Origin of the sequence: Tsuneonella troitsensis (assembly GCF_001441535.1) — a bacterium.
Lineage (GTDB): Bacteria > Pseudomonadota > Alphaproteobacteria > Sphingomonadales > Sphingomonadaceae > Tsuneonella > Tsuneonella troitsensis.
In genome coordinates, this window is sequence record NZ_LMAU01000006.1 from 1 (window position 1) to 14,932 (window position 14,932).

General features: G+C 64.2%; 8 protein-coding genes. 7 read left to right on the forward strand and 1 reads right to left on the reverse strand.

The window, feature by feature from the left end; translation table 11 throughout:
• Position 1: 1 nt before the first annotated feature.
• The 6 genes from AR323_RS12525 to AR323_RS12550 are packed head-to-tail and all read left to right on the forward strand — an operon-like array spanning position 2 to position 10,543.
• Entirely contained in the window at positions 2-3,925 is a 3,924-nt protein-coding gene (locus AR323_RS12525; protein ID WP_083495427.1) for a beta strand repeat-containing protein, read from the forward strand.
• A gap of 20 nt (positions 3,926-3,945) precedes the next feature.
• Complete coding sequence (locus AR323_RS12530; RefSeq protein ID WP_057884332.1) at positions 3,946-4,653, forward strand: OmpA family protein; 708 nt, start codon at positions 3,946-3,948, stop codon at positions 4,651-4,653.
• Between the two features lie 17 nt (positions 4,654-4,670).
• Positions 4,671-6,065 carry a TolC family protein gene (locus AR323_RS12535; RefSeq protein ID WP_057884333.1) on the forward strand — a complete coding sequence of 465 codons (1,395 nt, stop codon included), beginning with the start codon at positions 4,671-4,673 and terminating at the stop codon, positions 6,063-6,065.
• A gap of 31 nt (positions 6,066-6,096) precedes the next feature.
• Positions 6,097-8,232, forward strand: coding sequence for a type I secretion system permease/ATPase (locus tag AR323_RS12540; RefSeq protein ID WP_235510625.1), 2,136 nt, complete (start codon positions 6,097-6,099; stop codon positions 8,230-8,232).
• The gene (locus AR323_RS12545) at positions 8,229-9,284 is read left to right on the forward strand and encodes a cell wall hydrolase (protein ID WP_057884334.1); all 1,056 of its coding nucleotides are present in this window, start codon (positions 8,229-8,231) and stop codon (positions 9,282-9,284) included. The genes AR323_RS12540 and AR323_RS12545 overlap by 4 nt, the downstream gene beginning before the upstream one ends.
• Positions 9,281-10,543, forward strand: a complete 1,263-nt coding sequence (locus AR323_RS12550) for an HlyD family type I secretion periplasmic adaptor subunit (protein WP_057884335.1) — start codon at positions 9,281-9,283, stop codon at positions 10,541-10,543. The genes AR323_RS12545 and AR323_RS12550 overlap by 4 nt, the downstream gene beginning before the upstream one ends.
• 15 nt (positions 10,544-10,558) lie before the next feature.
• Here the strand turns inward: AR323_RS12550 and AR323_RS12555 are convergent, their stop codons facing one another.
• Positions 10,559-11,530: a transglutaminase-like cysteine peptidase gene (locus tag AR323_RS12555; RefSeq protein WP_235510626.1), complete on the reverse strand. Its 972-nt coding sequence runs from the start codon at positions 11,528-11,530 to the stop codon at positions 10,559-10,561.
• Between the two features lie 282 nt (positions 11,531-11,812).
• On the opposite strand from AR323_RS12555, the gene AR323_RS12560 reads away from it, so the two are divergent.
• Entirely contained in the window at positions 11,813-14,878 is a 3,066-nt protein-coding gene (locus AR323_RS12560) for a TonB-dependent receptor plug domain-containing protein (RefSeq protein ID WP_057884336.1), read from the forward strand.
• Positions 14,879-14,932 lie beyond the last annotated feature (54 nt).

Consider the following 14,932-nt stretch of genomic DNA (forward strand, 5'->3'; position numbering starts at 1 on the left):
CATCGTCGACGACCTTCCGACGGCCTTGAACGACGGTCCATTCGGTGTGGTCGAGGACGGCGTGAGCAACGTTGCGGGCAACGTGCTGACCAACGATGCCTCGGGCGCCGATACGCCCAAGAGCTTCACGGCATGGTCTGCGGGCAATGCGGCGGAGATCGCGGATCTCAACGTTTACGGCACGCTGACCCTCAACCCTGACGGCAGCTACAGCTACGTGCTCGACAACAGCCGTGCGGCGACGCAGGCGCTGACCGCGGCTGACCTGAAGACGTACACGCTCGACTACACGATGCAGGATGCCGACGGCGACGTGTCGCCGGCGACGCTGACGATCACGATCACGGGTGCCAACGACGGCGCGACCGTGGTGACCGCGGCGGCGAACGGCCCGGACAACACGGTGTTCGAGTCGGGTCTGAACCCCAACGGGTCGCAGGCAGCGGGCAACGGCGAGACGAGCACGGGGACGTTCACGGTCTCGGCGACCGACGGCATCGCGACGGTGACGATCGGGGGCACGGTGTTCACGCTGGCGCAGGTCCAGGCGTTCGGCACCACGAACGGCGTGGTCGACACGGGCGAGGGCACGCTGACGCTGACCGGCTACACCGGGAGCGCGACGAGCGGGACGGTGAGCTACAGCTACACGCTGAAGGCGACGATCGACAACGACAGCAAGGTCGGTGCGACCGGGACCGAGTTCGACGACGCGATCGCGCTGTCGGTGGCGGGCCTGGGCGGCACGGCTGCGGGCGACACCCTGGTGGTGCGCATCGTCGACGACCTTCCGACGGCGAATGCCGGCCCCGCGTTGACCGTGGTCGAGACCGCCGGTCCGACTGCAGGCACGAACCTGCTGGCGAACGACGTGAGGGGTGCTGACGGTGCGACTTTGACGCACGTAAACCTGGGATCCGGGTTCGTTGCGATCACGAGCGGCACGAACCTTGGCGGCGGTAATTACAGCTTCATCGTGGTCGGTAAGGGCACCTATGTGTTTAACGCCGACGGAAGCTGGAGCTTCGATCCGGTGCCAGTGAACAACGTCGGCAATGCCGACGTCGATGCGAGTTTCAATTACCGCATCACCGACGGCGATCTCGACACATCGGAAGCTCTGCAGTCGGTGAAAATCACCGACGGGCCGGGTCCGCAGGCGGGTACCGACATCACATTGACGGTTGATGACGAGAATCTGGCCGACGGTACCTCTCCGGCAGTGCCGGTGACCGACGCCGATGCGATCGTGTTCACGGCCGGATCGGACCCGATCACGACCATCGCGTTCGCAAACGACCTGACCACGCTCGACAGTTCGAACCTGACCTGGACCCGCGTGTCGGACACGCAGATCGTGGGCAAGGACACTGGTTCGGGACTCACGATCGTCACGCTGGATCTGGTCAAGACGGGCAATACCGCAACGGTGACCGCGACGCTGTCGGACAATTACGACGCGCATCCGGGGATCAACGCGGACGACCTCAAGACCTTGGGCTACGTCAACGTAATCGCGACAGACAGCGACGGTGACGAAGCGACCAACCGCGTGAACGTCGAGGTTTCGGACGACGTGCCGACCAACTTCACGCCGGAAGCCTCCTCGGCCATCAATACCGGTACGGCAGTTATCTCCAACAAGCTGCTCGACACGGTGGGCAACAACATCTTCGACAACGATGGCGCCGACGGCATCGGCTCGATCCGGTTTGCCGCTTCCCTGAACGGAACCAAGCTTACCGGGGGAAGCGGCATTCTCCAATCGGGCGGGCAGGATATCTTCCTGTACGTGCAGCCCAACGGGTCGCTCATCGCGTCCACCGACGCCAACCCGGGCGACGGCCTGGCGCCTGCTCTCACGGTGTTCACGGCCACGATCGATCCGATCACCGGTACTTATACGATCGATTTCGACCGGCCGATCGACAACGGCAGCGGCGTCAAGATTTCAGATTTCTCTGCAACCAAGGCTGGTCAGAACCAGTGGAACGGAGTCGATCCCGACCTGGTAAATGGGTCTGCCATCGACATCGCAGCTGCCAACGACCCGAATCCGAATTCGACGGATATCTTGTTCACGCCATCTACGGGTGGGACGATCAACACTTCGGCGACCGATATCGGGGTCAGCAATCAGTGGATCGATGCCGGCGAAGCGCTGCGTGTCGATTTCGTGCAGGATCTACGGCGCGATCCGGGATTGGATGAGGCAAATGCCGGAGGCTACCTCTACGACACCCACTCTGGCGTGACGCAGGCGACCTTCACGGTAGTGCAGGCGAAATCGACGGCAACCGTTCGCATTACTGCTAGCAACGTCGACGATACCAACGCCACCTCGCAATCGAATGTGCAGCTGCCCGGTATCAACACCGCAGTGAACCTCGATCATACCACCATCATCGTGAAGAATGCGGGTGGGACCACGCTGACTGCTGGCGTTCACTACACCGTTTATGACGCAGGCAACGCGATCGTCATTTCGGGGCTGGATCAGGGCGACTCGGTCACGTTCGGTGCTCAGGCCAATGCGACATTCGAGGCCTTCACGGTCGAGAATGTGGCAGGAGGCCCCGTCCCTGGAGGAGCCGGCACGTTGCCGGGCGACGATTTCGCCCTGGGTGCCTTCGCGTACAACTTCACTGCTATCGGTGCACCAATAAGCTTCTCGCTGCCGGTGGTACTCACCGATGGCGATGGCGACACTTCGACCGGTTCGATCGCGGTCACGCTAAACCCCGTGACGCCGGTCGTCCTCGACCTGGACGGTGACGGTGCGGAGTTTGTCGACAGTTCTGCTGGGGCGGTGTTCGATTATAACGGCGACGGCAATGGCGTGGCCACGGCCTGGGCAAGTTCGGACGACGCACTGCTGGCGATCGATGCGAACGGCAACGGCACGGTCGATGGAGGCGCGGAGATCGTCTTCGGCGGAAACGGGTTGACCGACCTAGAGGGTCTTGCCGCCCGATACGGCGATATTCTCGATGCGAACGACGCGGACTTCGCCAAGTTCGGCGTTTGGCAGGATCTCGACGGTGACGGCGTGTCCGATGCTGGCGAGTTCCGCACTTTGAGCGACGCCGGTATCGTCTCGATCTCGTTGAAGTCGGATGGGAATGCCTACAAGGCGGCCGATGGCGAAGTACACGTATTCGGAACGTCCACGTTCACTCGAGCCGACGGATCGACCGGCAGCGTCGCAGACGCGGCTTTCGCCACCAAGGCGAAGGACAGCCAGCGGACGGCCGAACTCGTAACCACCGCCGCTGTTGCGGGGGCGATCGTTCAGGCCGCTCCGCTTGCGGCCCAGCCTGCGCTTTCCGAGGTTCATTCGTCGCTTCAGTCGGCGCCGATGGAAACCGCTCGTGTTGCCGGACGGGAAGTCGCCAACTCCGACAGCAGGTCGAACGAGGTCACCATCGATCGAACCGATCGCGATGCGAGCGATGAACCGACCGAAGCAACCGCTCACATCCGCGGCGAAACTGCCGAGGCGCGTATCGTCACCGACGATCCGGACTTCGACCAGGGCGCACCTTCAACCGATTATCTCGCTTCGGCGCAAAGCAACCTTGGCGGAGCAGGCGCAAGTGCGTCGCTGTTCGCTTCCATGGGCACGGAAGGCGTGATGGACGGGCTGCTGACGCTCGGGCAGCCGCAGTTCGCTGAGGGCCATCTGCCTGAAGGCGGGTTCGCCATGGCCGGAAACGTGCTGGCGGATGTTGCAGGCGGAGCCATGATCGACGGCTTGCTCGATCATTTCGCGCCTTTGGGCCAGGGTCCGGCCTTCGCAATGATGTCGCACGACGGAATGGCCGACCTCCTTTCGCAGGGTCTCGGCGGCGCCGGCGGGTTCGCAGTGTTCGCAATGCCCGAAGCCAACGACGACGCGAGCATGCTCGCTGCGGCGCAGGCCTGAACTTCGAGGAACGGGGGTTAATGATGAGAAAGACGCTTGTATCGACGATCGCAATCGCGGTCGCGGCGTATGCAGTGCCGGGGCTGGCCCAGGATAGCTCGCTATCCGGTCTGGACCTCGGATCGCTGCGGTCCGAAATCCAGCAGCGGTACGACGCCGCGCTGACCCTCTCGACCGATCCCGCGATCGTGTCGGGTGACAACCCGCGGTACGTCTGGGCGAACGAGGCGAAGGTCCAGTGCGGGATCGCTCTCGGCTATCTCAAGTCTTCCACGCGCGACGAAGTCAGCATCTCGAAATGCGAGATGGCGTCGAACCTGATGAACCGGGTTTCGACACCGATGGCACCGCCGCCGCCGCCCGCCGCGCCCGCGCCGCCATCCGAAGTGTGCAGCCAGCGTCTTCCGGGGATCGTGTTCTTCGAATTCGATTCGGCGGCCCTTCCGGCCGATGCGAACCAGACCATCGAGTTCGTGTCGACCAACGCGGCTGCCTGTGGCTGGACGGCGTTCGACGTGATCGGTCACGCCGACCGTTCCGGCAGCAATGCCTACAACACCGGTCTGTCCGAACGACGCGCACAGGCGGTCGCCGCGCTGATGGCGTCGATGGGCGTCCCGCAATCCGCGATCACCACCGGTGCCCGCGGCGAAGAAGAGCCGCGTGTCCCAACCGAAGATGGGGTCCGCAATCCGCAGAATCGCCGCGTTGAAATCGGCGTTCGGTAACAGTTCGAGGGGTTACTATGCGCAAGTACACACTATCGATCGCAACAGCGGTCCTGCTCGCATCGACGTCCACTGCCGCGCTCGCTCAGGACTCCGGTCCGGTAACGCTTCAAGAGGCCGTCTCCGTGGCGATGAAATCGAACCCTGAGATCATTCAGGCCCAGATGAATACCGAGGCGATCCAGGCCGAGCGCAAGCAGGCCCAGGGTCTTTACGCTCCCCGCGTGGACCTCGAGGCATCGGCGGGTGTCCGCCGGCTCGAGAACACAACCCGGCGCAACCTCGGCATCGCCGACCAGGAGCTTTATCCGCTCGAAGTGGGCGGTGTGCTCGACTGGACCCTTATCGACTTCGGTCGGCGCCGGGGAGAGCTGCTGCGCCAGGCCGCGCGGGTCGACGGGGCCTCGCTTCGCGTCGTCGAGCGGTCCCAATTCATCGCCCTGCAGATTGCTCGCCAGTACTTCGACGTCCTGTTGCAGCAACGCGTCGCGGCGGCTTCGACCGACAACGTGACGTTCCACCAGATGCTGGTGGGCGATCTCGGCAAGGGGGTCGAGCAGGGCTCGATCAGCATTGCCGACCGGCAGCAGGCGGAAGAGCGCCTTCAGTCGGCGCTGGTCCGTCAGACCGAGGCGCAGCAGGACCTGCAGGATGCGCGGATCGAGCTGCAGCGGCTGACCGGGCTGGACATCAGCCAGGTCGTTCTGCCGCCCAATCTCGCACCGGCGCTTCCGTCGAGCCTCGACGAGGCAGTCGGCCTTGCTCGCACGAAGCACCCCAAGGTGCGCGAGGCGATGGCCGACGTCGACGCCTCGACCGCGATGGTGAAGGCAGCCGAAGGCGATCTCTACCCGACCGTCGGCGTCGAACTGCGCGGGCGCTACGGCGACGACATCGACGGCTTCCGCGGTGAGACCAACGACCTGCAGGCGCGCGCCGTGATGCGCTGGAACATCTTCGACGGCGGCATCAACCGCGCGAAGGTGCAGGAGATGGTCCGTCGTGCCAGCCAGAGCAGGTATCGTCTGCACGAACTGCAGCGCGAAGCCGAGGCAGACGTTCGTACAGCCTGGACCACGATGAACAGCCAGGCCGACATCGTCGGCAAGGTCGAACGCCAGAGCCAGGTCAGCGACGATCTGCTGCTGTCGTATCGCAGCCAGTTCAACGTGGGCCGCCGCTCGCTGCTGGACGTGCTGGATGCGCAGAACACGCGGTACAACACCCAGGTACGGCTCGAAACCTCGCGCTTCTCGCAGCTCTTCGCGCAATATCAGACGCTTGCTGCGACCAACAACCTGCTCGACGCCCTGAGCATCGCTCCGGGCGCAGGTGCAGGTATGGAGGAGCGGACCCGGTTCGACTTCGGACCGCCGGCCCCGGCCGAACTACAGCGTCGCGTTTATCCCTAGAGGATAAGCAGGACGCGCGAACGGACAGAGTATGATGATCGAAGGTGAAGTGATCGAGGGCGCAACGGCCGACCCGTTGGTGGAGTGCGTCCTCGAACTGTCCCGGCGTTTCGGGCCGTCGCTCGACGTCTCTCGACTCGAATATTTGCCCCGCGACGAGACGGGGCGTTTGCCCGGACATCAGGCCGAAGCCGCGCTCGAGGTCGCCGACCTCGGGTTCGAGCCGCTGGTCAGGCGTCGTCTTCCCGCGCAGGCGTCCGACTATCCGGCGCTTGTCGAGTTCGGACCGGGCGAGTTCGCCATCGCGCTCGAGATTCGCGAGGGCGACGTCCTCGTCTGGCGACCATACGTCGGCGAACGATGGGAAAGTCGTTCGGCGCTGAAGTCGGCGGCGATCACCCGTTACATCATGGTCTACGGCGACCCCGACAAGCAGCGCGAGGACGAGGCGCCGTGGCACGCCAAGGGCCGCGGCCACTGGTTCTGGGGCGAACTACGCAAAGAAGTCCCCGCGTTTACTCCTGTTCTTGTAGCCTCGGTCGTCGTGAACCTGCTCGCGGTGGCCCTGCCGCTGTTCTCGATGAACGTCTACGATCGGGTCATTCCCAATCGGGCGCAGGCGACCTTGTGGGTGCTGGCAGTGGGCGTCGTGATCGCCTTCACGCTGGAATTCATGCTGCGCCGGGCGCGCACCGAGGTGATCGACGAGATATCGCGGCGCCTCGATCTCAAGCTGTCCCAGAAGATATTCTCCCGGCTTCTCGCTGCGCCGCTCGACCGCAAGCAGGGCCACACGGGCGCGCTGGCGGCCCGGGTCTCGGAATACGCGACCGTTCGCGAATTCTTCGCCTCGACGACGGTCGTGCTGATCGTCGACGTGTTCTTCCTGTTCATTTTCGTCGGCGTGATCGCGATCATTGCGGGCTGGCTGGCGTTGATCCCGCTGGTGATCATCGCAGCGATGGCTGTGGCAGGTTGGATCCTGCAGAAGCGAGTGGTCGAGGCGGCGCAGGACGCGCAGGCCGACATGGGCCTGCAGCAAACCCTGCTCGTCGAGTCCCTCACCGGCATGGAAACGCTCAAGAGCTTGGGCGGCGAAGGCGGCATGATCGGTCGCTGGCGGCGCCTCGCCGAAGCAGGCGTCCACTCGCAGCAGCGTCTGCGGCACATCAACTCGCTCGCGATCGGTCTTGCCCAGACCTTCCAGCAGATATCCACCGTCGCGCTGGTGATCGGCGGCTACTACCTGTTCGCCGCGGGGCAGATCACCATGGGGGCCATCATCGCGGTGGTCATGCTGGCTTCGCGCTCGCTCGCTCCGGCAGGGCAGATCGCGTTCCTCCTGACCCGTGGCCGCCAAGCCAAGGAGACCCTCGATAGCATCGAACGCCTGTTCGATGGCGACGACGAACGACGCCGGACCGGTGCACTGGCGCTCGGGCGGATTGAGCGGCCGACGATCAAACTGGAAAATCTCTCTTTCCGCTATCCGGATTCTTCGCAATCGGCATTGGATGGGCTCAACCTGACGATCGCTCCGGGCGAGAAGGTTGCCATCGTCGGGCGTGTCGCATCGGGCAAGTCGACATTGGGCCGGATCCTGTGTGGTCTCTATGCGCCGACCGAAGGCGCGCTGCTGATCGACGGTCTCGACAGCCGCCAGTACCGTCCGCAGCAACTGCGTGAGGCGTTTCGCTTCGTCGGACAGGATGCGGCGATCTTCACCGGATCGGTGAAGGAAAACCTCGCCCTGGGCCGCCGCGACGTGAGCGATCAGCAGATGCTGGCAGCATTGCGAGCCACCGGTGCGGACCAGTTCCTTTCGCGCGATGCAGGCGGATTCGACCGCGCCGTGGGTGAAGGCGGGCGTCGCCTTTCCGGCGGCCAGCGGTCGTTCCTGTCGCTGGCCCGCGCTCTCGTGAGTCCGTGCGAACTCCTGTTCTTGGACGAACCCACTGGAGCGATGGACGCGCAAACCGAGCAACTATTCGTCGAGCGGTTGTCCCAATCCATGACGGAAGGGCAAACCCTGGTCATTTCGACCCACCGCCCGGCGCTTTTTGCGGTCTGTCAGCGCCTTATCGTACTCGACAACGGTCGTGTCGTGGCGGACGGACCGATCCAGGAAGTGATCGCCCGATCGGGCTTGGCAGGAAAGACGACATGACCGCTCTCACTCTCGAAAAGGCTGAAAGGTTGCCGCGCGCCGCCACTGCCCGATCGGGCTGGGTCAGGGGCGCTATCCTGTTCGCGATCGTCGCCGGAGCGCTGGGTGCGTCCTCGTTCGTTCCGCCCGAGAGGGCGGCGAGTGCGGCGGTCCCCGTGAGCAATTCGGTGCGCGACCAGATCGCGACTATGTCCACCGGCGTCGACCAGGCGCTCGTGGTCACCGGCGACAGCGCGGTTGATCGCAATGCGCTCATCCCGATCAGCGGATTGCCGGTCGGTCGGATGTCGCCGTTCACCGCAATCGGCACCAGTTCGCCGGCATATGGCACCGCGCTGCGCTGCATGACCCAGGCGATCTATTACGAGGCAGCCAACGAGCCCGAAACGGGCAAGCGGGCCGTTGCCCAGGTGGTGATCAATCGGCTGAAGCACCCGGCTTACCCCAACTCGGTATGCGGGGTGGTCTATGAAGGGGCCAATGCGCGGGTCTGCCAGTTCAGCTTCACCTGCGACGGTTCGCTGCTGCGCGCGCCGGCCGCTCCGCAATGGAACGAATCCCGCCGCATCGCCGCGGAGGCGCTGGCAGGGGTTACCGAGCCTTCCGTCGGCACGGCGACCAATTACCATGCCGACTACGTCGTGCCCCGCTGGGCGTTCACGCTCGGCAAGCTGACCCAGATCGGACGTCACATTTTCTACCGGCTTCCGGGCCGCGTCGGCAGCGAGGGAGCGTTCGGCGACCGCTGGACCGGAGTGGAGCAAATCCCGCAGTTGAACATGAACCGCCTCCGGGCTGCGCTTGACGCGCGGTTGACGGAAGAGGTCATGGCCGAGCCGGAGGACGCGTTCGTGCCCGGCCTAACGGTCACACCGGACGCCAGCGATCGCCATGCTCCGATCGACGTCGGCGGCAGGCTCGACACCACGACGACCTGGCGCCTGTCCATTCCCGATCCCACCGAGCTAAGCACGGGGTACAAGTCCACCATATCAGTCCAGGGCGATGCGACTGCAAGCCAGGCCGCGGCTCCCAAGGAGCCGGATGCGTGAAATTTCGTGAGAGGTACGAAAACTGGGATGCCAGCCGGCGACTGATCGCCGTTTCCGCGCTCGGCGTGGTGTTGCTGATCGTTTGGGCTGCGTTCGCGCAGGTCGATCAGGTCACTCGCGGAATGGGCAAGGTCATCCCATCGAGCAAGGCACAACTGGTTCAACCTGCGGAACCTGCGGTGATTCAGGAAATCCTGGTGCGCGGGGGTCAGTCCGTGAAAAAGGGACAGCTTCTCGTCAGGCTCGACGACGCACAATCTTCGTCCGAGTTGGGCCAGTTGCGGGCGGAGACCGAACGGCTCGCGATCCGTGCCGATCGCCTGCAAGGGGAAGCCGGCGGCGGCGCCTTGGGATGCGAGGGCGCCGATTGCGCCGACGAGCGCCGCTTGCAGCAGGTGAGGGTGGCAACCAACCAGTCCCGTCAGAATGCCTTGGCTGCCGCGGTAGAGCAACGCCGACGCGATCTGAGCGAGGCTCAGGCGACCGCTGCGTCGCTTGAGGATAGCGTCCGACTATCGCGTGAGCAGGTGAACATGCTCACCCCGCTGGCTGCCAAGGGCATCGTCCCCCAGACCGAACTGCTCACAGCCCAGCGCGAGCTTGTAGATGTGCAGGGGCGACTGTCGGCGGCGCGCCAGGCTGCCGCTCGCGCCGCGGCGGGTATCAACGAGGCGCAGGCGGATCTGTCCGCGGCACGCCTCGATTTCCGGCAGCAGGCGCTGACCGAGCGCAGCGAGCTTCAGACCAAGATCGCGGTCAACGAGCAGACGATCCGCGGGGCGTCGGCGCGGCAGCAGCGCAACGAACTGCGTGCACCGAGCGACGGCATCGTCAACGACGTGCAGATCACCACCGTCGGCGGGTTCGTCAACGCGGGCGAAAAGATCATGCAGGTCATCCCGGTGGGTGACAAGCTGCTGGTCGAAGCGCGGATCGCGCCGAGCGACATCGCCTTCATCAAGGTCGGCGACACGGCGAACGTGAAGGTAACCGCCTACGATTTCTCCATCTTCGGCGGGCTGCGCGGAAAGGTGCAGCAGATCAGCGCAGACAGCATTTTCGACGAGGCGGAGCGACAGGCCTATTACACCGTGCTGATCGAGACGGACCGATCCTACATCAACAAGGGCGGTCAGCGATTGCCGATCGTGCCCGGCATGATCTGCGACGTAGAGATCATCACTGGAAGCCGCAGCATCCTGACCTATTTGTTGAAGCCGATCGAAAAGGCCTTCGACATGGCGCTCACCGAACGCTGAAGGCGCGTCCCTGCGTCAGACCCCGTGCAACCAGCGGGTCTGGTTGCCGAAGCTGAGGATCGGGCGGTAGTCGTGGCCGGGCGCGGCATCGAGCACGTCGTCGGTCGCGTTGTCGAGCAGGCGGTACCCGGCATCGGTGCGAACCACCAGCACCGCATGATCGGCATTGCGAACCAGGTCGCGGGCGATCGTCAGGATCATGTCGTCGCGTGGAATGCCGGCCGCGGCGAGCAGTTGCATCTTCACCAGGGCGATATCTTCGCAATCGCCCTTACCCGATTTCAGAGTCTTGCGTGCCCCTGCCCAGAAATCGCCTACCCCGTACTGGTCGCGATCTTCCGCATAGCGGATGCGCCGGTTCACCCAGCGATTGACGGCCGCCAGCGCATCGGCACGCGCTGCGGGAAGTGCGCCCATGTGGCGCCTGAGCTGGCCCACGGAAAGCGTGTCGGAACTGACCCGTTTCCAATCCTTGTCGAAGTTCGTCTGCCCGATGCGAACGCGCTTGCTGGCGAGGAAGTTCTCGGGGTCTGGCGGGACGACGGCAAACGGGGAAAGCGTGCCCGGCTGCGCTGCGACGCGACTGGCCACGAGCCCGTTGCAGGAAGCGGCAGGGCTGACGGACGCGTCGATCCCCGGCGAAAGAGCCGCACGCGGTGTCGCGATCCCGGCGAGCATAGTCGGGGAAGGCGAGAGTGCAGGGCCGGGCACCGTCTGCTGTGCCTTGATTGCGTCGAGCGCGCTGACCGCGCCGCCCAGCAGCGCAGCGGACTTGCTGCCGGCGGAAAAAGGCGCGCTTGCAGGTGAAAGCGGATGCGGCGAGATCGCGCAGCCGGAGGCGGCATCGCGCATAACATGCGCCTTGGCGAGCGCGGTATCGATGGTGCCCGCAGCCTGGGCCGGCGCGCACAGACCGGCTGCGATAAGCGCAGTCGCTCCGGCAATCGACCGGTGCAGCGGCAAGCGGAGGAGATGACCCTTTCGCATGCCCTATCAGATACGGACCACGGATGAGCGTAAGGTCTCGGAACAAGGTTAACGGCCGGGTTACCGATTTGGCGAGGCCGGTGACCCACTCTGCCGAAGGGCGAGCAGCGGCTTGCGTTCCAAAGGCACATGCCCTCGCGAGATGGTCCTGGCGAAGAAACCATCGGCCTATCCCGTTTGGTTGTAACATGATTGCCTCAGGTTATGAGAAAGTGCAGCGAACCTGTCACACGGCAAAACAACCTGATAATCGGGCCGGATAGCTTTCAATGGGGGGAAGTCATGCATTTCTCGAAGAATATCCGTAATGCCCTGTTCGCCACCACCGCGGTTGCGGGCCTGATGCTTTCTCCCGCTGCGAGCGCGCAGGATGCGACAGAGGAGCCGACGGCGGGCACCCCCGCGGGCGATATTATCGTGACCGGTACCCGCGTCGTGCGCGACGGCTACCAGGCGCCTACGCCGCTCACGGTGCTGACCGCCGAAGAGATCGCGAACACTTCGCCCACCAACAACATCGCAGACTTCGTGAACCAGTTGCCCGCGCTGGCGGGATCGACGCGCCCCTCCAACTCGCGTCTCAACATCAGTAGTGGTCAGGCCGGCATCAACGCCCTCAACCTCCGCAACTTCGGCGAAACCCGCACCCTGGTCCTGCTCAACGGTCGCCGTTCGGTCGCTTCGACGATCACAGGCGTGGTGGACGTCAACACGATCCCGCAGATGCTGGTCGAGCGGGTCGACGTCGTGACCGGCGGTGCATCGGCGTCCTACGGTTCGGACGCGGTCGCGGGCGTGGTGAACTTCATCCTCGACAACGACTTCGAAGGTCTGAAGCTCGAGGCAGATACCGGCATCACCAATTACGGCGACGGGTTCAATTATTCGATCAGCGCGGCGGCCGGACTGGCGTTCGCCGACAACCGGGGACGCCTGCTCCTGAGCGGCGAAATCGCCCATCGCGACGGTATCTTCAGCACCGACGACCGCGAATGGAACCAGCGCGGTTATGTCCGGTTCGAAGACCCGACCTGGACGGTCAACAGCACCAATCCGCGCTATATCACCACCTTGCTTCAGGTGGGCGCGGCCAACTCGACTCCCGGCGGCCTGATCACGGGCTCCGCCGGCGGCACGGCCAATCGCCTGCGCGGATTGTACTTCGGCGACGGCGGCCAGGTGCTCCAGTATCAGTACGGCGCCAACACCTTTCCGTCGCCGACCGGCACCGCCGCGCCGACCATCACGCAGGGCGGTTCGTGGCGCGTCAACGACTCCGGACGCCGCATCGGTCTCGATCCGGAAGACGACCGCCGCAGCGTATTCGGGCGTCTCAGCTTCGACGTTTCGGACGGGGTGACCCTGTTCGCCGAAGCTTCGTACAACTGGCAGGAGGTGTTCTTCAACGCCGGGCCGAACCTGTCGACCGGCCAGACCCTTACGGCCACCGGATGCAGTACCGCCACGCCAACGAATGCACCGCTCACCTGCAACGCCTTCCTGTACAACACGCTCGGCCCGGCGGCACTTGCCGGGATCACTAGCGTCACGTTCGCGACGACTGCCGCCGACCTTCCGTTCCGAGCGATCAACAACCGCCGCGAAGTGCAGCGCTACGTCATCGGCGCCGAGGGCGATTTCGAGGCGTTCGGCAACACGGCACGCTGGGACGTCTATGGCCAGTACGGTCGCGCCAACCTGCGCGAACAGCTCCGCAACATCATGCAGACTGGCCCAGCCGACAACCGCAACAAGTTGGCCAATGCCACCAACGTCGCGTTCGCGCAGGCCGGTAATCCGCGCGGCTATTCCGCCGGTTCGATCCAGTGCGTCATCAACCTTGATGCCAACGCGACCAACGACGATGCGGCGTGCGTTCCGCTCAATCGCCTGGGCATCGGCGTCGCCTCTGCCGCCGCCATCGATTACGTGCTGGGCGATCCCTATCGCGACCAGGTCGTCGAACAGACGGTCGCAGGCGCAAACCTGTCGCTGACCCCGTTCGCCACATGGGCGGGCGATGTCGGCATCGCGATCGGCGGAGAATACCGCAAGGAAGAGATCGACGGTTTCGTCCCCGCGGAATTCCAGCCGGTCATCAACCGCAATGCCGCAGGCCAGGCGATTTCGACGACGAACCTCTGGTCGGTGGGTAACTACCTGCCCAGCAAGGGTTCGTTCAACGTCAAGGAAGCCTATCTCGAAACGGTCGTGCCGCTTGGCTTCGGTCTCGAATTCAACGGCGCGGTGCGTGCGACCGATTATTCCACCTCGGGCTACGTGACGACATGGCGTGCCGGTGCGACGTGGCAGCCGATCGAGGATATCCGCCTGCGCGTAACTCGCTCGCGCGACATCCGCGCACCCAACCTCAACGAACTGTTCGCCGCCGGCACCGCCAACACCGATTCGGTCGGCAATCCGTTCTTTAACGCAGCGACCGGCACGGCGACCCCGCTCAATGGCGTTGTCTACAACACCGCCAGCATCGGCTATTCGGGTCTTGCATCGGGCAATCCCAATCTCGACGCCGAGAAGGCCGATTCCTGGAACATCGGCGGAGTGTTCTCGCCCCGCTTCATCCCCGGATTCAGCGCGTCGGTCGATTACTTCAAGATCGAACTGGAAGATGCGATCGACAGCCTCAGCGCGCAGAACATCATCAACCTGTGCTTCCAGGGCCAGGCCGATGTCTGCACGGCGATCGCGCCGGACCCGGCCAACGCGGCGCGGATCTTGATCCGCACGCAGCCGTTCAACTTCCAGTCCCGCCTTGTGCGTGGTATCGATTTCGAGGCGTCCTACCGCACCTCGCTCGACCGGCTGTTCGGCAATTCCGACGGCAACTTCGTCCTTCGTGGACTGGCGACGCACTACCTCGAAAACATCATCGACACCGGCATCCCGGGCGCCACCGTCACCGACACGACCGGCGTCAACAGCGGTCAGTTCAGCACGCCGAGCTGGATTTACCGGGTCAGCGCCACCTTCGACACCCCGTCCTATTCGATTACCGGTGTCGCTCGCGGCGTGAGTGCGGGACGCTATTCCGCCACTGCCATCGAATGTGCACCGGGTACCTGTCCGACGGGTCGGACAGCAGCCGAAGCGTCTGCCGCCCCGACATACGACAACAACCGGATCAAGGGTTCGTTCTACGTCGACCTCAACACGACGTTCAAATTCGACACGTTCGGAGGTCGTAACGGCGAGTTCTTCGTGAACGTGACCAACCTGTTGAACGCGGATCCGATCCTCCTTCCGGAAACCGGGCTCGCAGCCAACAGCACGTACAGTGATCTGCTCGGGCGGACCTATCGCATCGGCGTGCGGATCAAGCTGCGCTGATCGCGAACGGTAATGTGAAAAGCTGGCGCGGCGCGGGATATCTCGCGCCGCGCC